Here is a 21705-nt window from a genome sequence, read left to right on the forward strand (position 1 = left end):
GGCGCGGACCAAGCGCTCTCGCGCGAAACCGTAGCCAATTTTGGTCACAAGATCAGGACGACACATGAAACATCTTTTTTCTTTGAGTGCGCTCATGGCCGGCTTTTCGGCCTTACCAGCAATGGCGCAGGATGCCTTGCGGATCGACGGGCTTGAGGTGATCGGCGCGCCGGTTGACGGTTTGATGGGCTTTCAGCCCGCCGTGACGCGCCTCGCTCAGGACATCCACGATCTGGATTATCTGATTCTCGTTATCATCACGATCATCACTTTGTTCGTGACGGGCCTTATGGCCTGGGTGATCCTGCGGTTTAACGCCAAGCGGAACCCGACGCCGGCCTCCTTTACCCACCATACGCCGGTGGAAATTGCATGGACTGTTGGCCCGATTCTGATTCTCGTGCTGATTGGTGCCTTTTCGCTGCCGATTCTGTTCCGCCAGCAGGAAATCCCGCAAGCCGACATCACGATCAAGGCGATCGGGAACCAGTGGTACTGGTCCTATGAATATGTGGACGACGGTTTCGGCTTTGACAGCTACATGATCGGGGCACCAGCCACGCTGACATCCGAAGAAGAAGCTGCCGGCGCTGTGCCTAACATGCTGAACGATGTGATGATCACAAAACTGGAAGAAGCAGGGTATTCACGCGCCGAATGGCTGCTGGCGACTGATACTGCGGTTGTTGTGCCTGTGGGCAAAACTGTCGTGATGCAGGTTACCGGTTCCGACGTGATCCACTCTTGGACGATCCCGGCCTTTGGCGTCAAACAGGACGCAGTACCGGGCCGTCTGGCCGAGCTTTGGTTCAGTGCCGAGAAAGAGGGCACCTACTTTGGTCAGTGTTCCGAACTTTGCGGTCAGGCACATGCTTATATGCCGATCACGGTAAAAGTTGTGTCCGAAGCGGCATACGCCGACTGGATCAGCAAAGCGAAAGAGGAATACGCAGGTATTCCATCGACGATCCAAATCGCGTCGAACTGATTGGTAACGGCGGGCCGCTGGCCCGTCGCACGCCGGCAATGCGGGCATTTGACCTTCATTGCCGCACTGCTACCTAAAGTGGGCTTTTCGCCTGCAACTCCTGATTAAAGGTGCCGGATGACGGATATCACCAATACACCAACCGCTGAATACGAGACGCAATTGGGCGATTATTTCGCCCTGCTCAAGCCGCGCGTGATGCAGCTTGTCGTCTTTACGGCCGTGGTGGGCATGCTTGCAGCACCGGTGTCTGTGCATCCGGTGATCGGCTTTGCCTCCATTCTTTTTGTTGCCATCGGGGCAGGGGCCTCGGGCGCGCTGAACATGTGGTGGGATGCGGATATTGATGCGGTGATGAAACGCACCGTCAACCGGCCGATTCCCGCAGGCAAAGTCCAGCCGCGCGAAGCACTTGCGCTGGGCGTGGCGCTTTCAGGGATGGCCGTGATGATGCTGGCGCTCAGTGCAAACCTGCTGGCTGCGGGCATGCTGCTGTTCACCATTCTGTTTTACGCCGTGTTTTACACCATGTGGCTGAAACGTGCGACGCCCCAAAATATCGTCATCGGCGGTGCCGCGGGGGCCTTCCCGCCGGTCATCGGCTGGATCATCGCCACCGGTAGTTTCTCGGTCGAGGCGTGGCTGATGTTCGCGCTGATCTTTATCTGGACACCACCGCATTTCTGGGCGCTGGCCCTGTTTATGCGCTCGGATTATGACGACGCTAATGTGCCGATGCTGACCGTGACCCACGGCCGCCCCGCGACGCGCCGGCACATCCTTGGTTACACCGTTTTGCTGGCGTTCTTTGCCATTGCCACCGGGTTTACCGCGATTGGCGGCTATATCTACCTTAGTTTTGCAATCGTATTGAACGTCCTGTTCCTGATCGGAGCCTACCGGATCTGGCAGCGCGACGAGGAGATGGCAGAAGCTGACAATTACGCGGTAGAGCGCAAGTTTTTCCGTCTCTCGCTGTTCTACCTCTTCCTGCACTTCGGTGCGATTCTGATCGAAGCGACCCTGCGCCCCTACGGATTGGGAGGTTGGTAATGTCCTTGCGTGTTGAACATGAAATTCACGGCCGTCGTAAGGGCCGTAACGTGGGTGTTGGTCTGATGTTGGGGGCGTTTGTCGTTCTCGTCATGGTGCTAACCTTTGTGAAAATCACCCAGATTGATTTTGCGACTGCTCCCGGCGCTGTTGGGCCGGCCAGCGGTACAACAGCTGAGGGTAACAACTGATGGCTCTTTCCGGTCCCGCCAAAACAGTCGCGCAAACCGTATCCCTTGTGGTGTTCATGGGCGCGATGGCATGGGCATCTGTCCCGTTTTACGACTGGTTCTGTCGTGTTACCGGTTTTGGCGGCGTGCCGGGGCAGGTGGATGTCGCGTCCGATGATATTCTGGAACAAACCATCAAAGTGCGCTTTGACGGCACATTGAACAACAACATGGGTTGGGAGTTCAAACCGGTTCAGCGCGAAATGGAACTGCGCATCGGTGAAACTGGGCTGGCTTTTTATGAGGCTTACAATCCAACGAGCCGCCCGATTGCCGGACAGGCCAGCTATAACGTGACGCCTTACGCCGCCGGTGCCTTTTTCGATAAAATCGACTGCTTCTGCTTTACCGAACAGGTGCTTGCCCCCGGTGAGCGCGTGCAAATGCCCGTCAGCTTTTTTGTTGATCCCGAAATCGTCAAAGATGACGATGGCAAGTATGTACACACCATAACTCTTTCCTATACATTCTATGAAATTGATCTGCCCGAGGGCTATGCAGCCCTCGACACGGATCGCCAAACCGACGTGAACTAAGCCAACCAGCCTTGACCAAAGAAGGACCGCCAGCCATGGCCCATGCAAAGAACCACGATTACCACATTCTCGCGCCGTCCTCATGGCCCCTGCTGGGCTCATTGGCAGGTTTTGTCATGCTGTTTGGCGCCGTGTTGTGGATGCACGACGTCACGCCATTCCTGTTCCTCGGCGGTTTCGTCGCAACGCTTTACGTGATGTTTGGCTGGTGGCGCGAAGTTGTGATTGAAAGCCGTATCGGCGATCACACACCGGTTGTGCGCATCGGCCTGCGCTATGGTTTCGTCCTGTTTATCATGTCCGAAGTTATGTTCTTCGTCGCGTGGTTCTGGACCTTCTTCAAACAAGCAATCTATCCGATGAACGAATACGCCGGTTCGGAATACGTGCCGCCGGTTTTTGACGCTGTAAACGCGTTCCACCTGCCGTTGATCAACACCTTGGTCCTGCTGCTGTCAGGCTGTGCCGTGACATGGGCGCACCACGCTTTGGTGCATGAAAACAACCGCAAGGATCTGATCAGCGGTTTGGCCATCTCTATTGTGCTTGGTATCTTTTTCACCGCGCTGCAGGCTTATGAATACGCTGAACTGCTGTTGCACCACGACTGGACCTTTGGCGGCGACGCCTTCTTCTCGGCCTTCTTCATGGCTACGGGGTTCCACGGGATGCACGTTCTGATCGGGACAATCTTTCTGGCGGTCTGTCTGATCCGTGCCATGCGCGGCGACTTCACACCTGAAAAGCACGTCGGCTTTGAGGCGGCAGCATGGTACTGGCACTTTGTTGACGTGGTATGGCTGTTCCTTTTCTTTGCCGTCTACATCTGGGGCGTCCCTTCCTAAGAGCCGCAGAAGTGGGGTTGCATCTGCACCCCTGATCCTTGAAAACCCAAAGCACGCGCAGCATTCGCTTCGCGTGCTTTTTCGTATGCTCGAGTGTCTATGAACCGCGCCTTGTTTCTTATCATTATCGGCCTTGGGGGCGTTGCCATACTCTGCGCTTTAGGCCTGTGGCAGGTGCAGCGTCTGGCCTGGAAACAGGGTGTGATCGCACAGATCGACGCACGTATTCATGCCACCCCTGTCGCCCTGCCAAAACTGCCCGATGCGAATGTTGACGCATACTTGCCGGTCACTGCCGATGGCAGGCTGATCGGTGACACATTGCGCGTGCTGGTTTCGCAGAAAACCAAAGGGGCGGGTTACCGGTTGATCACAGCCTTTGAAAGCGAAGGGCGTCGGGTGCTGGTTGATCGCGGGTTTATCGCTGTTGATGCAGGCAATGTTGAAACACCGAACGCAGACATCACCGTCACCGGCAATCTGCAATGGCCACAGGAAACCGATGGTTTCACGCCCGCGCCTGATACCGAAAACAACATCTGGTTTGCCCGCGACGTGCCCGCGATGGCGGCTGCGCTGAACGCTGAACCGCTATTGATTGTGGCGCGTAAACTGACACCATCAGATCCGGCCGTTGCACCGTTTCCTGTCGACACCAGCCGCATCCCCAACGACCACTTGCAATATGCAATCACCTGGTTCTCACTGGCCGCCATCTGGTTCGCCATGTCCGCCCTTTTCTTGCGCCGCCGTCGCGCCAACCTATCCGAAAGCTGACCGAAATGCGCTATATCTCCACCCGCGGCAAAGCCCCCGCACTAAGTTTCGAAGACACCATGTTGACCGGCCTTGCCCGTGATGGCGGTCTATATGTTCCCGAAGAAATTCCGACGCTGACACGCGACCAGATCGCAGCGATGGCAGGGCAGTCTTACGAAGAAACCGCCTTTACAGTCATGCGCCCTTTCATTGGCGATACTTTTACGGATGCCGAATTTCGCGAATTGATCGCCGATGCCTATGGTGGCTTCGGTCATGCGGCACGCGCCCCCTTGGTGCAACTTGCGCCCAATCATTTCCTGCTGGAGCTGTTCCACGGACCCACTTTGGCGTTCAAAGATTTCGCCATGCAGCTGATCGGCCAGATGTTTCAGAAAGCGCTGGGGCGCAAAGATGCACGGGTGACCATCGTCGGCGCGACCTCCGGTGACACCGGTTCTGCCGCGATCGAGGCGTTTCGCGGCCTTGATAATGTTGACGTCTTTATCCTGTATCCGCATGGCCGCGTCAGCGATGTGCAGCGCCGCCAGATGACGACACCAACAGAATCAAACGTGCATGCCCTCGCGATCGACGGTGATTTTGACGACTGTCAGGCGCGTCTCAAGGATATGTTCAACGACTTCGATTTCCGCGATAGCGTGAAACTTGCGGGGGTGAACTCGATCAACTGGGGCCGCGTTCTGGCGCAGGTCGTCTATTATTTCTCTTCCGCCGTGTCGCTTGGTGCGCCCGCGCGCGAGGTCAGCTTTACCGTGCCGACCGGCAACTTCGGCGATATCTTCGCGGGCTACATAGCGAAACGCATGGGCTTGCCGATCAAGGATCTGGTGGTCGCGACGAACCAGAACGACATTCTGGATCGCTGCCTGAAAGGGCAGGGCTATCACAAGGGCACTGTCGAACCCTCGATCAGCCCGTCGATGGATATTCAGGTCAGCTCCAACTTCGAACGCGCCTTGTTCGACGCTTACGGGCGCGATGGCAATGCGGTTGCGCAGTTGATGGACGAGTTGGGGCAGGGCGGGTTTGACATCAGCCAAGGGGCGATGCAGGCGTTGCAGGATATCTATACCTCAGGGCGCGCGACCGAAGCGGAAACCAGCGCGACGATAACCCGCGCCTTGAAAACCAGTGGCGAACTCTTGTGCCCGCATTCAGCGGTCGGGGTGAAAGTGGCCGATGAGCAGCGCGAAAAGGCCACCCCGATGATTACCCTCGCCACCGCGCATCCGGCGAAGTTCCCCGACGCGGTCGAAGCCGCCAGCGGCATCCGCCCGCCCTTGCCGCCCCGCATGGCCGATCTGTTTGAACGCGACGAACGTGTCACCCGCGTGGCCAACGATCTTGACGCATTAAAATCACATATCAAAGGGGCGCTTGGTCTATGAGCCTGAACGAACACCGCCTCTCGAACGGCTTTCGCATTGTAACCGAACATATGCCGGGGCTTGCCTCTGCCTCTATCGGGGTTTGGGTCTCTGCCGGGGGGCGTCACGAAACGCCGCAACAAAACGGTATCGCGCATTTTCTCGAACACATGGCGTTCAAAGGGACGGCGAAACGGACCTCCCTGCAAATCGCCGAAGCGATCGAGGATGTGGGCGGGTATATCAACGCCTATACCAGCCGCGAAGTGACGGCCTATTACGTGCGGGTGCTGGAAAACGATGTGGCGCTTGGGCTGGATGTGATCGCGGATATTCTGCGCAATCCTGTGTTGGACCCGAACGAGATCGAAGTTGAACGCGGCGTTATCCTACAAGAAATCGGTCAGGCGCTGGATACACCGGATGATGTGATTTTTGACTGGCTTCAGGAACAGGCCTATCCCGGTCAACCTTTGGGGCGTACCATTCTTGGGCCTTCGGAACGGGTGTCGAATTTTGACCGCAGCGATTTGCAGGGCTTTATCAAAGATCACTACGGTCCCGAACAAATGATCCTGTCTGCCGCAGGGGCGGTGGATCACGACGAGATCGTGAAACTGGCCGAAGAACTGTTTGGTGACATGCCTGCCAAGCCGCTGTTCCAGATGGATGTCGCCTCCTTCAAGGGGGGTGAAGTGCGCCAGAACAAGGCGTTGGAACAGGCGCATTTCGCGCTTGGTTTTGAATCGCCGGGGTATCGCGCAGATGACATCTATGTGGCGCAGATTTACGCATCCGCCCTTGGCGGCGGCATGTCTTCGCGCCTGTTTCAGGAGATCCGCGAAAACCGCGGGCTGTGTTATACGATTTTTGCCCAAGCGGGCGCACATGCCGATACCGGTATGATGACGATCTATGCGGGGACGTCGGCGGAACAACTGCCCGAACTTGCGAATATCACCATCGACGAGATGAAGCGGGCGGCCACCGATATGTCACCCGCCGAAGTCGCCCGCGCGCGCGCGCAGATGAAAGCAGGCCTGTTGATGGGATTGGAAAGCCCGTCAAACCGCGCGGAACGTCTGGCACGGTTGATCCAGATTTGGGACCGCATTCCGTCGCTTAAGGAAACCATTGAAAAGATCGACGCGGTGACAACGGGGGATGTGCGCGATCTCGCGCAGCGTATGGCTGCGGATGCGCCTGCGGCCCTTGCGCTTTATGGTCCTGTCGACGCGGCACCGGGGCTGCTTGCCCTACAGGAGCGCCGCGCCGCCTGATGCTGCTGCTCAAACGCAAACTCAGGATCGAAACAGAGCGGCTCACGCTGCGGCCGCCGGTTCATTCCGACTTTCGCAGCTGGACTGCATTGCGGTCCCACAGCCGGGCCTTTCTGACCAAATGGGAACCGGTTTGGGCTAACGATCATCTGTCACGCAAAGCGTTCACCAATCGGGTCTACTGGGCGCAGCGGTCGGTCAGCAGTGGCACGGCGTTGCCTCTGTTTCTGGTCCGCCGCAAGGACAACACCTTGATGGGCGCGATTACGCTGGACAATATCCGGCGCGGACCGGCGCAATCGGGTTCTTTGGGGTATTGGACGGGCGAACCCTTTGCGCGCCAAGGGTATATGCGCGAGGCGATCCATGCGGTGGTGCATCAGGCGTTCACGCGAATGGACCTGAGCAGGATCGAGGCCGCCTGCCTGCCCGAAAACGCCGCGTCGCGCGGGTTGTTGGAAAAGACCGGTTTCAAATATGAAGGTGTCGCGCAAAGCTATCTGCAGATCGACGGGCGCTGGCGGACCCATGTCCTTTATGCGGCGCTGCGCAGTGACCGGCGCGGCAAAACGGATGTCGGCTGAGCAGGCTCTCCCCGACGTGTGAACTCAACGCGTGACCTGATGCGATCTTGTGGTAGCCTCATGAACAGGAGGTGTCCCGATGATCCGTTCAGTTTTATTGCTGCTCTTGTTCTTCCCCGCAACCCTATGGGCGCAGGACCGTACGCCAAGCCATTGCATCGCCTTGGCACAGGCTACGGATGGCATTGACTATGTCGTTCCTGCCAGCCTTCCCGAAGTCGCCCGCGAAAACGTTTATCTGCATTACATTAACCACGCATCATTCCTGATACGCAGTCATGGCGGATTGAATATGGTGACAGATTTCACCGGCTTCACCGGCACCCTGCCGTTCACCCCTGATGTGGTCACAATGAACCACGCCCATGACACCCATTGGACAGCCTTTCCCGATCCCGCGATCCCGCATGCCCTGCAAGGGTGGGGGGAATTCGGCGTTGGCATCACCCATCGTCTTGATCTGGGCGAGGTGTTGGTCCGCAATGTCTCGACCGACATTCGCTCGCAGTTTTCCGGGATAGAGAAAAAGGGCAATTCGATATTTGTGTTCGAAATGGCGGGGTTGTGTATCGGACATCTGGGCCATTTGCATCACGCGCCCGATGCTGCGCAATATGCAGCACTGGGGCGGCTCGATGTGGTGATGGCCCCTGTTGATGGGGGCTATACGCTGGACCAAGCCACCATGATCACTGTCTTAAAACGGCTCAAATCCTCGATCGTGATCCCGATGCACTGGTTTTCCGGTTTCGCGCTGGATGATTTTCTGACTGGTATGCAGGGCGACTTTTCCGTGGTTGAGGTCGGCGGTCCGTCCCTGACGGTGTCCTTGCACAATCTGCCGTCGCGCCCGACGATCATGGTACTGCGACCCGAATATATTAATGTTGCCCGCTAAGGACTTGCATCTTTTGGGATCTCGCATGATCAAGAGATATGACATTAAATTCCGCTGACACCGCCTTTCGTGACCGCCTTGCTGGCGTCCTGCCGGATGACATCTTTCGCGCAGCTGACGCACGTTATCTGGAAGAACCCCGTGGACGATACGCAGGCCAGCAGGCTTTGCTGGCCTTGCCGCGCACCGCTCAAGAGGTATCTACCCTGATCCGACACGCACAGGACGCCCGGGTTGGTGTCGTGCCCTATGGCGGGGGCACGGGGTTGGTCGGCGGGCAGGTGGCCCCGGACGGGCCCGCACCGCTGATCCTGTCGCTTGAGCGGATGAACAGCGTACGCGATGTCCTTCCCGACGAAAACGTGCTGGTTGCCGAAGCCGGCGTCATTCTGGCGGATGTTCAGGCTGCGGCAGAAGCGGTCGAGCGCTTGTTTCCGCTGTCCCTGGCAGCGGAAGGCTCCGCGCGGATTGGTGGCAATCTGGCGACAAACGCAGGGGGCACAGGCGTGTTGCGGTATGGCAATGCGCGCGATCTGTGTCTGGGGCTTGAGGCGGTATGGCCGGACGGTCAAATCTGGAACGGGCTGACGCGTTTGCGCAAGAATAACACGGGTTATGATCTGCGCCATCTGTTGATCGGGGCCGAGGGGACATTGGGCGTGATCACAGCAGCGGCGTTGAAACTGTTTCCGAAACCTGCCCGCTCCGGTACAGCGCTGATGGTCGTGCAAAGCCCGCGCGCAGCTCTTGATCTGCTGTCTTTGGCCAAAGCGCAGCTGGGCGAGATGATCAGCGCATTCGAACTGATCCACAGGCAGGGCTTTGAATTCCTGACGGAAACCCTGCCCGAGGTGCGCCATCCTTTCGCGACGGCACCGGAATGGTGTGTTTTGATCGATGTCGGCCTCAGCGGGGATCTTGACCCGTCAGAGGCATTGGAAACCCTATTTGCCGCAGCGCATGAGGCGGGGCTGGTCGACGACGGGTTGATCGCGCAGAACGAAGCGCAGTCAGTGGATTTCTGGAACATCCGCGAAATGATCCCGGAGGCGAACCGCCTTATCGGTTCCGTATCCAGCCACGATATCTCTGTCCCGCTTGGCGCCATTCCCGATTTCATTCGCAAGGCTGGTGAAACGCTGGCCCGTATCGGTGATTTCCGCATCAATTGTTTCGGCCATGTGGGGGATGGGAACCTGCATTACAATGTCTTTCCGGTCAAAGGAAAATCCCGCCTTGATTACGAGCCCCAAAGGACCGCAATCAAGACTGCTGTGCATGATCTGGTTCAAGAGATGGGCGGTTCCTTTAGCGCCGAGCATGGTATCGGGCGCCTGAAACGCGGGGATCTTGAAACCTACGGTGATGTGGCAAAACTCTCCGCGATGCGGGCCATCAAATCTGCACTGGACCCCGCCGGCATCATGAACCCGGGTGCCGTGCTAAACGGCTAGAGCCCGTCGAATTCGCACAATACGTTGACTTCCATCCCCATGGCTTCCAACTTTTTGCGGCCGCCAAGTTCTGGCAGGTCAATGATAAAGGACGTCGAAACGATTTCGCCGCCCAGACGTTCGACCAGTTTGATGCCAGCCGCGGCCGTGCCTCCGGTGGCTAGCAGGTCGTCAACCACCAGAATTTTCTCACCCGGTTGGATGGCGTCGTCGTGGATTTCTACAATCGCCTCACCATACTCCAGCGTATAGGCTTCGGAAATAACCGCACCGGGCAGCTTGCCCTTTTTGCGGATGGGCACGAACCCGACGGAAAGTTGGTGCGCGATCGCTCCGCCAAGGATGAAACCGCGCGCCTCGAGGCCTACAACCTTGTCGATTTCGATGCCAGCATAGGGGTGCAACATCAGATCAATCGCCATACGAAACCCGCGCGGATCAGCGAACAGCGTGGTGACATCGCGAAACATGATTCCTTCGTGCGGGAAATCAACAATGGTACGGATGTAATCTTCGATCTTTTTCATGTGGTGCTCCGGCGTAGGGTGGCGGTCAGGATGCCCATAGTGACCAGGGCCGCCCCGCCTGCGCGGGTGATCCATGTGATGACGATCGGGCGGTCGATGATGCGGCGCAAACGGTCCGCGAGCAGCGCATAAGCCAAAGCGTTCAGCGCGGCAAGGCTGACGAAGGTGGCGATCAGAATGGCAAATTGCGGCAATAGCGGCGCATTGGGCGACAGGAACTGCGGCACAAAGGCGATGAAAAAGGCGATGGATTTCGGGTTCAATGCGGTAACTGCGGCGGCATGGCCAAAGACGTGTCTGCCTGTGATGTCAGTGCTTTGCGGCAGGGACATGCTACCGGACGGGGCAGAGCGCAGCTGTTTGATCCCCAGCCAGACGAGATAGACGGCACCGACCCATTTCAACGCAGTGAACAGTGTGGCCGACGTCAGGACCAACGCGCCTAGACCGGCGAGTGATGCTGTCATAGCCACCAGATCCCCCAAGGCGACACCGGCGGCGGAGGCAACGGCGACGGAACGCCCCTTGCTCAGCGCGTAGCTCAGCACCAGTAAAACTGTGGGGCCGGGGATCAGCAACAGGACGATAGACGCGGCGACGAATGTAAGCCAAAGGTCAAAAGGCATCGGGACTCCTGAAAGTTATCGTATCACGAAAGACAGCAACGCCCCCTGAACACAAGGGGTTACAGCATTCTGCCGGCCACCGCGTCCAGTTTCGCCATCAACGCGGGATCACGGGCGTCAGGTTGCGTTAGAATCGCAAACTCGAGCGCACGATCACAGCCATGCGGGCAGGGCGCGCGTTCGGCCCCCAGTAACGCAGGCAAACGCGCCACAAGATCACGGCCCTTGTCAGCATTGCCCATCAAGGTGGCGATGATTGCCGTGACATCCACCTCGCCGTGATCGGGATGCCAGCTGTCATAGTCGGTGATCATCGCGACCGAGGCGTAACAAAGCTCTGCCTCGCGGGCCAGTTTCGCTTCGGGCATGTTGGTCATGCCAATCACATCCGCGCCCCAGCTTTCGCGGTACATTTTGCTTTCCGCCAAGGTGGAGAATTGCGGCCCCTCCATCGCCAGATAAGTACCACCTTTGTGCACCGTGATCCCGGCATCCCGTGCGGCGGTTTCACAAGCGTCGCCAAGACGTGGACAGGTGGGGTGGGCGACGCTGACATGGGCCACACAGCCAGAACCGAAAAACGACTTTTCGCGGGCGAATGTGCGGTCAATAAACTGATCGACAATGACAAAATCACCCGGTGCCATTTCCTCGCGGAACGATCCACAGGCCGAAACGCTGATCACATCGGTACAGCCCAGACGTTTCAAGGCGTCGATGTTTGCGCGATATGGCACCGAAGAGGGGCTGTGCACATGACCTCGCCCGTGACGTGGCAGAAAGGCCATCTCGACCCCGTCCAGCGTCCCTGTCAGGATCGCGTCAGATGGCTTGCCCCACGGCGTTTCGACGGTAACCCAATCCGCGCCCGTCAAACCGTCGATATCGTAAAGGCCGGAGCCACCAATCACCGCAATTTTCGTCTGTGTCATTCTGACCCCCAGTATTCTGCCCGACAGGGGCACCGTTTTGGTCAGGAAGTCAGAGCGAGGCCGCGATTTCAACCCCTCTTTGCGCGGCACACGCAGGGTTGAATTGCACGGGGCTGCGCGGATTGCGCCTGCGGTCTTGGAATCCTGTACGTTCTGGTATAGCGAGCGGCACGAACAGCCTCGCGGCTTATTTCCCACAAGAGTCATAAAAGGAAGCCCGATGGTGCGTTCCACGTTTCACGCCTTTACCAAAAACCTCGAAGTTACCGACCTGCGATGGATGCCCGAAGACGGGTTCTCCGTTGGCCGATTGCGCATCGAACTGCTGTCGGGACTGACTGTCGCGCTGGCACTTGTACCCGAAGCGGTTGCCTTTGCCTTTGTCGCCGGTGTGCATCCGTTGGTCGGTTTGTATGCGGCGTTTCTGGTCGGTCTGATCACGGCCTTGATCGGGGGACGGCCCGGCATGATTTCGGGTGCCACAGGCGCTTTGGCCGTTGTGATGGTGGCGCTGGTCGCCCAGCACGGCGTTGAGTATCTGTTCGCGACCGTTGTTTTAATGGGCTTGTTGCAGATATTCGCGGGCGTGATGCAATGGGGCAAATTCATCCGGCTGGTGCCGCATCCGGTGATGCTGGGGTTTGTGAACGGCCTTGCGATTGTGATTTTCCTTGCGCAGATGGGCCAGTTCAAAGTGCCCGGCACGATGGTTGACACCGGTCACGGCATGGGCGGCGGTGAATGGTTGTCCGGTCAGCCGCTTTATCTGATGCTCGCGCTTGTCGCGGCGACCATGGCGATCATCTGGATCATGCCGCGCATCACCAAACTGATCCCCGCACCGCTTGCGGGTATCGGTATTGTGGCCGCCGTTGTGATCTTTACGGGTATGGATGTCCCGCGCGTTGGTGACCTTGCCTCGATCGAAGGGGGATTGCCGATGCCACATATGCCCTTTGGTGAAGGGCTTGGACTGTATGGTACGGCACTTGCGCCATTCACGCTGGAAACCCTTTATATCATTGCGCCATATGCGGTGATCCTTGCCGCGATTGGCCTGATTGAATCATTGCTGACGCTGAACCTTGTCGGCGACATGACCAACACCCGCGGGGGCGCGTCACAGGAGTGTGTCGCCCAAGGCATCGCGAACACAGTGACCGGTTTCTTTGGTGGCATGGGCGGTTGTGCGATGATCGGTCAGTCGATGATCAACGTGAAATCCGGCGGACGCACGCGAGTGGCGGGCATCGCCGCTGCGATTTTCCTGTTGCTCTTCATTCTTGTGGGTTCGTCGCTGATCGAACAGATCCCGCTGGCCGCATTGGTCGGTGTCATGTTCATGGTGGTGATCGGCACCTTCGCGTGGAATTCCCTGACGATCCTGCGCAAGGTGCCCCTGACGGATGCCTTTGTGATCCTGCTGGTCACGGTTGTCACGGTTTATGAAGACCTTGCCGTTGCCGTGGTCGTTGGTGTGATCGTATCCGCGCTGGCCTATGCATGGAACAACGCGCGCCGCATCCACGCGACAACACGCGAATCCCATACGGAAAAAGGGGCCAAGGTATATGAGATCCACGGGCCCCTGTTCTTTGGCTCTTCCGACGGATTTGCCGAACTGTTCACCGTGGCAGAGGACCCTGAAAAAGTGATCATTGATTTCGCCGACAGCCGAGTGGTGGATCAATCCGCGCTACAGGCGATCGAGGCGATTGCGTCGAAGTACGAAACCACAGGCAAGCACGTCATGCTGCGACATCTGAGCCGCGATTGTCATCGCCTTCTGACCAAAGCGGGCCACCTGATGGTCGATAGCGATGATGACCCCGATTACGAACTGGCGGTGGATTACTCCGTGCGCACGGGCGTTCTGGGCGGTCACTGATCTGAATGCATGGCGCTTTGCCCTGATGTAGGGCAAAGCGCCATGTCGAAATCAATCGTCGGGCCGGACAATTTCGAAAACTTCGCGCACCACGGAATAGTCGCGATAGCCAAGGCGCGACAGCGGTTCAAAGCGCGTGACGTCAAATCGTCCGTCGACCATGCAATCATCGCGCATATGCACGCCGATGACTTCGCCGAACACCACATAGTTCGCGGCCCCTTCGATCTGCAAAATCTGCGTCATACGGCATTCCAGTGCCGCCGGCGCGCCGCCGACACGCGCGCAATTGATGGTGTCACATTCCTGCTTATCAATGCCGGCGTGGGCGAATTCATCCACGCCGTGGGGCAGGGTGGCGGAGGACAGGTTCATCGCATCGCGCGCGCCGTATTCGACGATGTTTGCGCAAAAAACACCGGTCTCGCGGATGTTGGCGACCGAGTCCTTGGTGCCATCCACATCATCCTTCACACCGGTCGAGGCAAACATGACCTGTGGCGGCACATAGGCGACGGCGTTGAAAAAGGAGTAGGGGGCAAGATTGTCATTGCCATCCTTGTCACGGGTCGAGATCCAGCCGATGGGGCGCGGGGTTACAACGGCGTTGAAGGGATTGTGAGGCAGGCCGTGACCTTCACTTGGCTTATAGAACATCGGAATTCCTTTTGGTGGTTTGCGCCTATGGCTACCCCCATGCTAGGGCGGACGCCACTGCAATTCAAAAGAGCGACGCAACTTGTATCAGTTAACACCGGAGACACCGCAGGATTATTGGGAGGTCGAGGCTCTTTATGACACCTGTTTTGCGCCGGGGCGCGAGGCGTTGTCGTCCTATCGTCTGCGCGACGGCGTACCGTCGGTCACGGGGTTAAGCCATGTCGCGCGCGATGCGGGCGGCATTCTGGGTGGTGCGATCCGGTATTGGCCCGTGCGCATTGGCGATGTTGCGGCGTTGCTGCTGGGGCCGGTCGCCGTACACCCGACCCGACAGGGCGAGGGGTTGGGGCGCGCCTTGATCGAAGAAAGCCTGCGTCATGCCGCGCCGTTGGGGTGGGACCGTGTGATGCTGGTCGGGGATGCGCCCTATTACGGGCGCTTCGGTTTTGAAGTGTTGAACAATGTGGAAATGCCGCCGCCGACCAACCCTGCGCGGGTCTTGGGGCGGGCCATTGCGCCGGGCGCATGGGACGGGGTGAGCGGCAAGGTGCGCCGCTGGCTGGATTGAAATCCGGTCCTTGACGCCCCACATAACAGGGCAAAGGGGAGTTCGCATGCAGATAGAATCCAGTTTGCCCACGCCGATAGATGTAGAGGCCGAGATTGAAAAACTCGCCCGCCGGTACAAATCAGCCGGTGGTTTGGGGATCAATGTCCTGAACCTTATTGGCGGATCTGCGGACAATCTGATCGAGCGGCTGCCCGAAGGGATCCGGCGCAATCTGGAAAGCGCCACGATTACCGCGCTGAACCAAGCGATGAAAGCCGCCCATTCCAGCCGGTCGGTTGTGCCCGATCAGGCAAGTTGGCTGAACCAAGCCGTTTCTACGGCGATGGGCGCTGCGGGCGGCGCGGGCGGGCTGCCGACCGCTTTAGCGGAGCTGCCGGTTACCACAACGCTGTTGTTGCGCGTGATCCAAGGCGTCGCGGTAGAGCACGGGTTTGATCCCGAAGCCGAGTCTGTTCAGTTTGATTGCGTACAGGTTTTTGCCGCCGCTGGTCCCTTGTCGGGGGATGACGGGGCGGACTTGGGATTCCTGTCGGCCCGTCTTGCGTTGTCGGGCAAGGCGATGCAGGCGGTCATCGCCAAAATCGCGCCGAAACTTGCCGTGGTTCTGGGGCAAAAACTGGCCGCACAAACGGTACCGGTTCTGGGGGCTGTGGCAGGGGCGGCGACGAATTACGCCTACACAAGCTATTATGAGGACGTGGCGCATGTGCATTTCGGCCTGCGCAAACTCGCGATCGACGCGGACGTGCCGCATGGTGACCTACTCGCGCAACTGGAAGTGAAAATGGCCAAGCCCAAAGTCACCGCCTAATGCCCGATGCTGATTGGTGCGACGCTTGTAGCCTTGAGCACGGCGAAACATGTCATGCCTGTATGTAGATCCAACTCGGTCACGGCCCGTCCAGTGATGCGTGCAAGCAGACGGTCGTGACCTGCGCGCAGGCTGACCGCCGCACCGGGGCCATCGCCGATCTGGATCCCCTCGATTGTTACCGGCAGGACATTTTGCGCTGACAATCCGGCGGGACGTTGCGTGGACAGCATCACGTCTTGCGCCAGCACCCGCACCCGCAGCTTTGTGCCAAGTGCTGCCTGCACTCCGGGCAGATGCAACACGCCTGCGCTGATACGCAAATGGCTAAGCCCGTCGGGCGCGTGTTCTACCACCTCTGCCTCGATCACCGCACCGGCCTCGCGCACGCCAAGCAAGGGCACGGCGGCAGGGTCGGCCAGCACCTCCCTGATCGGGCCGGCCCGCGCCACCAGGCCGTCCTTTAACAACACCAGCGTATCGGCCAGTCGCGCGACCTCGTCGACCGAGTGGCTGACATAAAGGATCGGCAAGCCCAGCGGCCCGTCGCGCAGCCGTTCAAGATAGGGCAGGATGTCCTGTTTGCGCGGTCCGTCAAGACTGGCCAGCGGTTCATCCATCAGCAACATGCGCGGCTTGCTGAGAAGGGCACGGCCAAGGGCCACACGTTGCTTTTCCCCCCCCGACAGCTTGGCAGGGCGACGCGCAAGCAGGGGGGCGAGGCCCAGCAAACCAGTAACATCGTCAAATTCGGGACCAGAGGCATCCGCCGGGGCGTAGCGTGCGCCGAAATTCAGGTTCTCACGGACCGTCAAGTGAGGGAAAAGACGTGCATCCTGAAAGACATAGCCCAATCGTCGCGCAGCGGGGGAGATAAAGGTGGTGCGATCAAACAGAGTCACGCCATCCGCCACGATGCGCCCCGCGTCCGGTTTCAACAGTCCGGCAACGGCGTTGATCACCGTCGTTTTACCTGCGCCGGAGCGCCCGAATACGGCGGTGATGCCTGCCTTTGCCTCGAAGGCGACATTCAGGGTGAAATCCCCGAACCGGTGGGTGATGTCCACGTCCAGTGTCATGCGCCCGCGATCCTTGCGGCGACACGGCGGGAAAGAAATTCCGAGATGAGTACAGCCGTCATGGCCACCGCGCAGGCCATCAAGACCATGGCGACGGCTTGTCCTTCGCCGCCCGGAATTTGCAGCGCAGTCCAGATCGCGCTGGGCAAGGTTTGTGTCTGGCCGGGGATGTTGGCGACAAAGGTGATGGTGGCCCCGAATTCACCCATCGCTTTTGCAAAACCCATGACAGCCCCCGCCAGGATCCCCGGGGCGATCAGGGGCAGGGTGACGCGACCAAAGACGGACCAGCGCGGTGCACCCAAGGTTGCGGCAGCTTCTTCGAGTTTGGGATCAACGGCTTCGATGGCAAGGCGCATGGCACGCACCATTAACGGAAATCCCATGATGATGGCGGCCAGCACCGCCCCGGACCAGTGAAACGCCAGCGTGATGCCAATACTGTCAAGGGCACGGCCCAAAGGGGCGGTACGCCCAAAACCGAGCAGCAGCAGATAGCCGGTGACAATCGGGGGCAGCACAAGGGGTAAATGAACAAGAGCGCTGAGCAGGGCTTTGCCCCAGAAGTCGCGCCGCGCCAGTAACCACGCCACCCACAGCGCCAGCGGAATGGCCAGCAGGGTCGCCCAGAGCGACACCCAAAGCGACAGGCGCAAGGCGTCCCAAGCGGCGGCATCCGCGCTCATTCGGGCACCGGTGCAAATCCGTGTCTGGCGAAGATCTCGGCGGAGGCGGCGGTGCGCAGATTGGCGATGTAGGTGTCGCCAGCGGGGGACAGGCTGGCGGCAAGATATGTGATTGGATCATGGGCGTCGGACGGTGCGCGCAGCAAGGCCTGCACCTGCGGTTCGGCGATGGCGTCGCTGGAGTAGACAATGCCCAATGGCGTTTCACCCCGTGCAACCAGCGCAAGGGCCGCGCGCACGTTGTCGATTTCGGCCAATCGCGTGGTGAGAGCGTCCCAAACGCCTGCGTGCTGTAACCACTGGCGCGCATAGCTGCCGGCGGGCACTGCGTCGCGTTGACCCATGGCCAGACGGCCATTGCCAAGACGCGCAGCGATTTCATCAAGTGAGGCAAGCGGGGCGGCATCTTTCGCGGTGATCAGAACCAGCGTGTTGCCTGCAATCGCGGTGGGTGTAGAAAGGGTGCGCAGGCCCTGGTTCGTTAACCAGTCCATCCAATGCGTATTGGCCAGAATGACCACATCGGCAGGCGCACCGGCCGCCACTTGCCGCGCCATGCTGCCAGATCCGCCAAAGGACAGGCGCAGATCAGACGGTGCCTGTTGCGCAATCTCTTCAAGCGTGCCGCGCAAGCTGGCAGCCGCAAAAACGGTGATCTGCTGGGCTGCTGCCGCAACGGGCAAGCACAGGGTCATCAAAAGAGCGGCAATTCGTAACATTGTCTCTATTATCTGCGAAGCCGATGTGCCCTACAAGCGTAATGGGGCAATCTAGGTCCTTGCGATCAGCGGCGCGGCGCCTCATGTCTGGTTTTGCGAAAATCCAACAGGCGTTTTATGGCTGATCAGCCTCCTCTTTCACTTCAAGGTGCCCGAAAAGGCGAACTGCGCACGCAATTCGGTGCGCTGTGTTATCGCGTGCGCCGCGGCAAGGTGCAGATTCTGGTGATCACCTCGCGGCGGTCAAAACGCTGGATTGTGCCGAAGGGCTGGCCGATGGAGGGTAAGACCCCCGCGGCGTCTGCGGCGCAGGAAGCATGGGAAGAAGCGGGCGTGCGCGGAAAGGTTGGAGAAACAGCGCTGGGGGCCTATACTTACGGCAAGACTACCGCTTGGGGTGGGGATCTGTCCTGTGTTGTGATGCTTTATCCGGTCTTGGTGAAATCACTGGCAAAAAGTTTTCCCGAAAGCGGACAGCGGCGGCGCAAATGGGTGTCCCGCAAGAAAGCGGCGAAAAAGGTTGATGAAGAGGGGCTGGCCCGGTTGATCCTGAGTTTTGAACCCGCTGGCACTCGCAAACGTTCTTGACCAAAGGCCCGACGGCACCCATGTCTGGTGCAGGAGTTACAGAGCAAAATGATCCAATACACTCTTAAATGCGACCAGGACCACCACGTCGAAAGCTGGTTTCAATCGGCTGCTGCTTATGATGCCTTGGAAAAAGCGGGACATCTGAGCTGTGCAACCTGCGGCAGCAGCAAGATTACCAAGGCGCTGATGGCGCCGCGCGTGCGTGTTTCTGAAGAGACCACCACCAAAGTACCAGTTTTGTCCGAGCCTGCAGGCGAAAAGGAACAGGCGCTGGAGGCGTTTCGCAAGAAGGTGGAAGAGAGTTCGGACTACGTTGGTGACCGTTTCGTCAAAGAGGCGCGCGCGATGCATATCGGCGACGCGCCGGAACGTTCGATTTATGGCGAGGCGCGATTGGATCAGGCGAAAGAACTGATTGAGGAAGGCGTGCCCTTGATGCCGCTACCGTTCCGGCCCAAACAGAAATTGACCTGAGTTTATAAGGACGTCCGATGAATATTGTGATTACGGGAGCCAGCCGCGGTATTGGCGCAGGGCTGGCAGAACACTACCGCGCGTTGGGGCATGAGGTTGTCGGAACGGGACGTTCTGTGGCCTCTCAGTTGCAACTTGATGTGACCCGCCCCGCCAGCCACAAGGAGATGGCCGAAACCCTGGAAGGCCATGCGATCGACCTTTTGGTGTGCAATGCGGGGGTCTATCTGGACAAAGGCGATGATCTGGACACAGGATACGGTGCGGACCTTTGGGCCCAGAGTTTTGCGACGAATGTGACGGGCGTTTTCATGAGTATTCAGGCCTTGTTGCCTCATTTGCGCCGCGCGCGCTCTTCGAAGATTGCCATCATCTCATCGCAGATGGGATCAGATGCCCGCGCAAAAGAAGGCGGCGGCAGCGGCAGTTATATTTACCGTGCTTCCAAAGCGGCGGCACTTAACCTTGGATTGAATTTAGCCAATGATTTGAAAGCGGACGGTATTGCCGTCGGGATATACCATCCCGGCTGGGTGCAGACCGACATGGGCGGCGAGGCGGCCGCGATTACGACGGATGAGGCCGTTGCGGGGCTGGCGGCGCGATTTGATGCGTTAAGCATTGAAACGACGGGATGTTTTGAAAATTGGGATGGCCGCCCCCACGCGTTTTGACGTAGCGCGGTGCGACGAGTCTTTTATTGAATTTGCATAGGGCAAATTCGTTGAGGCGCTGCCTCAAACTCCGCAGGATTTAGAGCCAAAAAGAGGAAGGCAGGGTTTTGGCGTTGTCCTGCTTGCTCTTGCGGGTGTGCTGGCGTAAACGGCGCTGGACTTAAGAGGCGAGGGAAAATGCCTGTTCTAGTGATGAAATTCGGTGGCACCTCTGTGGCCACGCTGGACCGGATCCGCCGCGCGGCGAAACGTGTGGGTGTTGAAGTGGCCAAGGGCTATGACGTGATTGTCATTGTATCTGCCATGTCCGGCAAAACCAACGAGCTGGTCGGCTGGGTTAACGAGACGTCTCCGATGTATGACGCGCGTGAATATGATGCGGTTGTGTCATCGGGCGAGAATGTGACCGCTGGTTTGATGGCGCTGACATTGCAAGAGATGGATGTGCCGGCGCGGTCCTGGCAAGGCTGGCAGGTGCCGGTGCAGACCACCAGTGCCCATTCCGCGGCGCGGATCGAGGATATTCCGCCGGCCAACATCATGGGCAAGTTTGCCGAGGGCATGAAGGTTGCGGTTGTCGCTGGATTTCAAGGGGTGAGCCCCGAGGGGCGGATCACAACATTGGGGCGCGGTGGATCGGACACAACTGCGGTGGCGTTTGCGGCGGCATTCGAGGCTGAGCGTTGCGATATTTATACGGATGTGGACGGGGTTTACACCACAGACCCAAGGGTTGAAGCCAAGGCGCGCAAGCTCGACAAGATATCGTTTGAAGAGATGTTGGAACTGGCGTCGCTTGGGGCCAAGGTTTTGCAGACCCGGTCGGTTGAACTGGCGATGCGCTACAAGGTGAAACTGCGGGTACTGTCGAGTTTTGAAGAACAATCGGACGATGCCGGAACGCTTGTCTGTGATGAGGAGGAAATTATGGAAAGCAATGTGGTTGCAGGAGTGGCGTTCAGCCGCGAAGAGGCCAAGATGACGCTGGTGTCGGTTGCGGACCGGCCGGGCATTGCGGCGTTGATCTTTTCCGCCTTGTCGGATGCCGGTGTGAACGTGGATATGATCGTGCAGAACATCTCCGAAGAGGGGCGCACAGACATGACGTGGTCCTGTCCGGTGGATCAGGTCAAACGCGCCGAACAGGCGATGGCGGATGCGAAATCCAGTGGCGTGATCAACTACAGCGAATTGTTGGCCGATCAGGAGGTTGCGAAGGTGTCGGTCGTCGGCATCGGCATGCGCAGCCATACCGGCGTTGCCGCCAAGATGTTTCAGGTGCTGTCCAATGAGGGCATCAACATTCAGGTTATCACCACATCAGAGATCAAGATTTCTGTGCTGATCAACCGTAAATACATGGAACTGGCCGTGCAGGCGCTGCATGACGCCTTTGAACTGGACAAGGCCGCCTGATCTGGGGCGCGGGGATGGCGAATTGTTGCGCCG

Annotated in this window: 25 protein-coding genes; 18 read left to right on the forward strand and 7 right to left on the reverse strand. The window is 58.6% G+C overall.

Going from position 1 to position 21705, the window contains the following annotated elements; all coding sequences use genetic code 11:
* The first annotated feature begins 64 nt into the window (after window positions 1-64).
* The 11 genes from coxB to Z947_RS0109325 all read left to right on the forward strand — a co-directional run bounded on the left by coxB (window position 65) and on the right by Z947_RS0109325 (window position 10018).
* A complete protein-coding gene (gene coxB, locus Z947_RS0109275) occupies window positions 65-988 on the forward strand; it encodes a cytochrome c oxidase subunit II (protein ID WP_025044030.1) in 924 nt (307 codons plus the stop codon).
* A 117-nt stretch (window positions 989-1105) separates the two neighbouring features.
* A complete protein-coding gene (locus Z947_RS0109280; RefSeq protein ID WP_025044031.1) occupies window positions 1106-2041 on the forward strand; it encodes a heme o synthase in 936 nt (311 codons plus the stop codon).
* Entirely contained in the window at window positions 2041-2232 is a 192-nt protein-coding gene (locus tag Z947_RS0109285) for a hypothetical protein (RefSeq protein ID WP_025044032.1), read from the forward strand. Before Z947_RS0109280 ends, Z947_RS0109285 begins: the two co-directional genes overlap by 1 nt.
* Window positions 2232-2807 (forward strand): cytochrome c oxidase assembly protein, encoded by a 576-nt coding sequence (locus Z947_RS0109290; protein WP_025044033.1) that lies wholly within the window; start codon window positions 2232-2234, stop codon window positions 2805-2807. Before Z947_RS0109285 ends, Z947_RS0109290 begins: the two co-directional genes overlap by 1 nt.
* A 35-nt stretch (window positions 2808-2842) precedes the next feature.
* Window positions 2843-3652, forward strand: a complete 810-nt coding sequence (locus Z947_RS0109295) for a cytochrome c oxidase subunit 3 (protein WP_025044034.1) — start codon at window positions 2843-2845, stop codon at window positions 3650-3652.
* A gap of 111 nt (window positions 3653-3763) precedes the next feature.
* A complete protein-coding gene (locus Z947_RS0109300) occupies window positions 3764-4429 on the forward strand; it encodes an SURF1 family protein (protein WP_420804503.1) in 666 nt (221 codons plus the stop codon).
* 5 nt (window positions 4430-4434) lie between these two features.
* Window positions 4435-5823 carry a threonine synthase gene (gene thrC, locus Z947_RS0109305; protein WP_025044036.1) on the forward strand — a complete coding sequence of 463 codons (1389 nt, stop codon included), beginning with the start codon at window positions 4435-4437 and terminating at the stop codon, window positions 5821-5823.
* Window positions 5820-7082: a M16 family metallopeptidase gene (locus Z947_RS0109310; protein ID WP_025044037.1), complete on the forward strand. Its 1263-nt coding sequence runs from the start codon at window positions 5820-5822 to the stop codon at window positions 7080-7082. Before thrC ends, Z947_RS0109310 begins: the two co-directional genes overlap by 4 nt.
* Complete coding sequence (locus tag Z947_RS0109315) at window positions 7082-7666, forward strand: GNAT family N-acetyltransferase (protein WP_025044038.1); 585 nt, start codon at window positions 7082-7084, stop codon at window positions 7664-7666. The genes Z947_RS0109310 and Z947_RS0109315 overlap by 1 nt, the downstream gene beginning before the upstream one ends.
* Window positions 7667-7745: 79 nt before the next feature.
* Window positions 7746-8564, forward strand: a complete 819-nt coding sequence (locus Z947_RS0109320; RefSeq protein ID WP_025044039.1) for an MBL fold metallo-hydrolase — start codon at window positions 7746-7748, stop codon at window positions 8562-8564.
* Window positions 8565-8602: 38 nt separating this feature from the next.
* Window positions 8603-10018 carry an FAD-binding oxidoreductase gene (locus Z947_RS0109325; RefSeq protein WP_025044040.1) on the forward strand — a complete coding sequence of 472 codons (1416 nt, stop codon included), beginning with the start codon at window positions 8603-8605 and terminating at the stop codon, window positions 10016-10018.
* Here Z947_RS0109325 and Z947_RS0109330 read toward each other — a convergent pair.
* The 3 genes from Z947_RS0109330 to Z947_RS0109340 are packed head-to-tail and all read right to left on the reverse strand — an operon-like array spanning window position 10015 to window position 12103.
* Window positions 10015-10545, reverse strand: coding sequence for an adenine phosphoribosyltransferase (locus tag Z947_RS0109330; RefSeq protein WP_025044041.1), 531 nt, complete (start codon window positions 10543-10545; stop codon window positions 10015-10017). The genes Z947_RS0109325 and Z947_RS0109330 overlap by 4 nt on opposite strands.
* Window positions 10542-11171: a LysE family translocator gene (locus Z947_RS0109335; RefSeq protein ID WP_025044042.1), complete on the reverse strand. Its 630-nt coding sequence runs from the start codon at window positions 11169-11171 to the stop codon at window positions 10542-10544. The genes Z947_RS0109330 and Z947_RS0109335 overlap by 4 nt, the downstream gene beginning before the upstream one ends.
* 59 nt (window positions 11172-11230) lie before the next feature.
* Window positions 11231-12103, reverse strand: a complete 873-nt coding sequence (locus tag Z947_RS0109340) for an S-methyl-5'-thioadenosine phosphorylase (protein ID WP_025044043.1) — start codon at window positions 12101-12103, stop codon at window positions 11231-11233.
* Window positions 12104-12323: 220 nt separating this feature from the next.
* Here Z947_RS0109340 and Z947_RS0109345 point away from each other — a divergent pair, with 220 nt between their 5' ends.
* Window positions 12324-13991 (forward strand): SulP family inorganic anion transporter, encoded by a 1668-nt coding sequence (locus tag Z947_RS0109345; protein WP_025044044.1) that lies wholly within the window; start codon window positions 12324-12326, stop codon window positions 13989-13991.
* Window positions 13992-14042: 51 nt separating this feature from the next.
* Here Z947_RS0109345 and Z947_RS0109350 read toward each other — a convergent pair whose 3' ends face one another.
* Window positions 14043-14648: a flavin reductase family protein gene (locus Z947_RS0109350; protein WP_025044045.1), complete on the reverse strand. Its 606-nt coding sequence runs from the start codon at window positions 14646-14648 to the stop codon at window positions 14043-14045.
* Between the two features lie 82 nt (window positions 14649-14730).
* Here Z947_RS0109350 and Z947_RS0109355 point away from each other — a divergent pair, with 82 nt between their 5' ends.
* Window positions 14731-15219 carry a GNAT family N-acetyltransferase gene (locus tag Z947_RS0109355; protein WP_025044046.1) on the forward strand — a complete coding sequence of 163 codons (489 nt, stop codon included), beginning with the start codon at window positions 14731-14733 and terminating at the stop codon, window positions 15217-15219.
* 46 nt (window positions 15220-15265) lie between these two features.
* Complete coding sequence (locus Z947_RS0109360) at window positions 15266-16033, forward strand: EcsC family protein (RefSeq protein ID WP_025044047.1); 768 nt, start codon at window positions 15266-15268, stop codon at window positions 16031-16033.
* Here Z947_RS0109360 and modC read toward each other — a convergent pair.
* Genes modC through modA form a run of 3 tightly spaced genes read right to left on the reverse strand, consistent with a single transcriptional unit; the run spans window position 16030 to window position 18517 of the window.
* Window positions 16030-17112, reverse strand: a complete 1083-nt coding sequence (modC, locus tag Z947_RS0109365; protein ID WP_025044048.1) for a molybdenum ABC transporter ATP-binding protein — start codon at window positions 17110-17112, stop codon at window positions 16030-16032. The genes Z947_RS0109360 and modC overlap by 4 nt on opposite strands.
* Entirely contained in the window at window positions 17109-17798 is a 690-nt protein-coding gene (gene modB / locus Z947_RS0109370) for a molybdate ABC transporter permease subunit (protein ID WP_025044049.1), read from the reverse strand. The genes modC and modB overlap by 4 nt, the downstream gene beginning before the upstream one ends.
* Window positions 17795-18517: a molybdate ABC transporter substrate-binding protein gene (gene modA, locus Z947_RS0109375; RefSeq protein ID WP_025044050.1), complete on the reverse strand. Its 723-nt coding sequence runs from the start codon at window positions 18515-18517 to the stop codon at window positions 17795-17797. Before modA ends, modB begins: the two co-directional genes overlap by 4 nt.
* 117 nt (window positions 18518-18634) lie before the next feature.
* Here modA and Z947_RS0109380 point away from each other — a divergent pair, with 117 nt between their 5' ends.
* The 4 genes from Z947_RS0109380 (at window position 18635) to Z947_RS0109395 (ending at window position 21672) form a co-directional block, all read left to right on the forward strand.
* Window positions 18635-19105 (forward strand): NUDIX hydrolase, encoded by a 471-nt coding sequence (locus tag Z947_RS0109380; RefSeq protein WP_025044051.1) that lies wholly within the window; start codon window positions 18635-18637, stop codon window positions 19103-19105.
* A gap of 48 nt (window positions 19106-19153) precedes the next feature.
* Window positions 19154-19582, forward strand: a complete 429-nt coding sequence (locus Z947_RS0109385) for a DUF1178 family protein (protein ID WP_025044052.1) — start codon at window positions 19154-19156, stop codon at window positions 19580-19582.
* Window positions 19583-19599: 17 nt separating this feature from the next.
* On the forward strand, window positions 19600-20256 hold the full coding sequence (locus tag Z947_RS0109390; RefSeq protein WP_025044053.1) for an SDR family NAD(P)-dependent oxidoreductase: 657 nt from the start codon (window positions 19600-19602) through the stop codon (window positions 20254-20256).
* Window positions 20257-20433: 177 nt separating this feature from the next.
* On the forward strand, window positions 20434-21672 hold the full coding sequence (locus tag Z947_RS0109395; RefSeq protein ID WP_025044054.1) for an aspartate kinase: 1239 nt from the start codon (window positions 20434-20436) through the stop codon (window positions 21670-21672).
* Window positions 21673-21705: the final 33 nt, after the last annotated feature.

It is taken from the genome of Sulfitobacter geojensis (genome assembly GCF_000622325.1).
GTDB lineage: Bacteria > Pseudomonadota > Alphaproteobacteria > Rhodobacterales > Rhodobacteraceae > Sulfitobacter > Sulfitobacter geojensis.

What these genes read in the sequence shown, in the direction of transcription:
- coxB (WP_025044030.1), top strand. Translation starts at nt 65, where the DNA reads ATGAAACATCTTTTTTCTTTGAGTGCGCTCATGGCCGGCTTTTCGGCC.
- Z947_RS0109280 (WP_025044031.1), top strand. Translation starts at nt 1,106, where the DNA reads ATGACGGATATCACCAATACACCAACCGCTGAATACGAGACGCAATTG.
- Z947_RS0109285 (WP_025044032.1), top strand. Translation starts at nt 2,041, where the DNA reads ATGTCCTTGCGTGTTGAACATGAAATTCACGGCCGTCGTAAGGGCCGT.
- Z947_RS0109290 (WP_025044033.1), top strand. Translation starts at nt 2,232, where the DNA reads ATGGCTCTTTCCGGTCCCGCCAAAACAGTCGCGCAAACCGTATCCCTT.
- Z947_RS0109295 (WP_025044034.1), top strand. Translation starts at nt 2,843, where the DNA reads ATGGCCCATGCAAAGAACCACGATTACCACATTCTCGCGCCGTCCTCA.
- thrC (WP_025044036.1), top strand. Translation starts at nt 4,435, where the DNA reads ATGCGCTATATCTCCACCCGCGGCAAAGCCCCCGCACTAAGTTTCGAA.
- Z947_RS0109310 (WP_025044037.1), top strand. Translation starts at nt 5,820, where the DNA reads ATGAGCCTGAACGAACACCGCCTCTCGAACGGCTTTCGCATTGTAACC.
- Z947_RS0109315 (WP_025044038.1), top strand. Translation starts at nt 7,082, where the DNA reads ATGCTGCTGCTCAAACGCAAACTCAGGATCGAAACAGAGCGGCTCACG.
- Z947_RS0109320 (WP_025044039.1), top strand. Translation starts at nt 7,746, where the DNA reads ATGATCCGTTCAGTTTTATTGCTGCTCTTGTTCTTCCCCGCAACCCTA.
- Z947_RS0109325 (WP_025044040.1), top strand. Translation starts at nt 8,603, where the DNA reads ATGACATTAAATTCCGCTGACACCGCCTTTCGTGACCGCCTTGCTGGC.
- Z947_RS0109330 (WP_025044041.1), bottom strand. Translation starts at nt 10,545, where the DNA reads ATGAAAAAGATCGAAGATTACATCCGTACCATTGTTGATTTCCCGCAC.
- Z947_RS0109335 (WP_025044042.1), bottom strand. Translation starts at nt 11,171, where the DNA reads ATGCCTTTTGACCTTTGGCTTACATTCGTCGCCGCGTCTATCGTCCTG.
- Z947_RS0109340 (WP_025044043.1), bottom strand. Translation starts at nt 12,103, where the DNA reads ATGACACAGACGAAAATTGCGGTGATTGGTGGCTCCGGCCTTTACGAT.
- Z947_RS0109345 (WP_025044044.1), top strand. Translation starts at nt 12,324, where the DNA reads ATGGTGCGTTCCACGTTTCACGCCTTTACCAAAAACCTCGAAGTTACC.
- Z947_RS0109350 (WP_025044045.1), bottom strand. Translation starts at nt 14,648, where the DNA reads ATGTTCTATAAGCCAAGTGAAGGTCACGGCCTGCCTCACAATCCCTTC.
- Z947_RS0109360 (WP_025044047.1), top strand. Translation starts at nt 15,266, where the DNA reads ATGCAGATAGAATCCAGTTTGCCCACGCCGATAGATGTAGAGGCCGAG.
- modC (WP_025044048.1), bottom strand. Translation starts at nt 17,112, where the DNA reads ATGACACTGGACGTGGACATCACCCACCGGTTCGGGGATTTCACCCTG.
- modB (WP_025044049.1), bottom strand. Translation starts at nt 17,798, where the DNA reads ATGAGCGCGGATGCCGCCGCTTGGGACGCCTTGCGCCTGTCGCTTTGG.
- modA (WP_025044050.1), bottom strand. Translation starts at nt 18,517, where the DNA reads ATGTTACGAATTGCCGCTCTTTTGATGACCCTGTGCTTGCCCGTTGCG.
- Z947_RS0109380 (WP_025044051.1), top strand. Translation starts at nt 18,635, where the DNA reads ATGGCTGATCAGCCTCCTCTTTCACTTCAAGGTGCCCGAAAAGGCGAA.
- Z947_RS0109385 (WP_025044052.1), top strand. Translation starts at nt 19,154, where the DNA reads ATGATCCAATACACTCTTAAATGCGACCAGGACCACCACGTCGAAAGC.
- Z947_RS0109390 (WP_025044053.1), top strand. Translation starts at nt 19,600, where the DNA reads ATGAATATTGTGATTACGGGAGCCAGCCGCGGTATTGGCGCAGGGCTG.
- Z947_RS0109395 (WP_025044054.1), top strand. Translation starts at nt 20,434, where the DNA reads ATGCCTGTTCTAGTGATGAAATTCGGTGGCACCTCTGTGGCCACGCTG.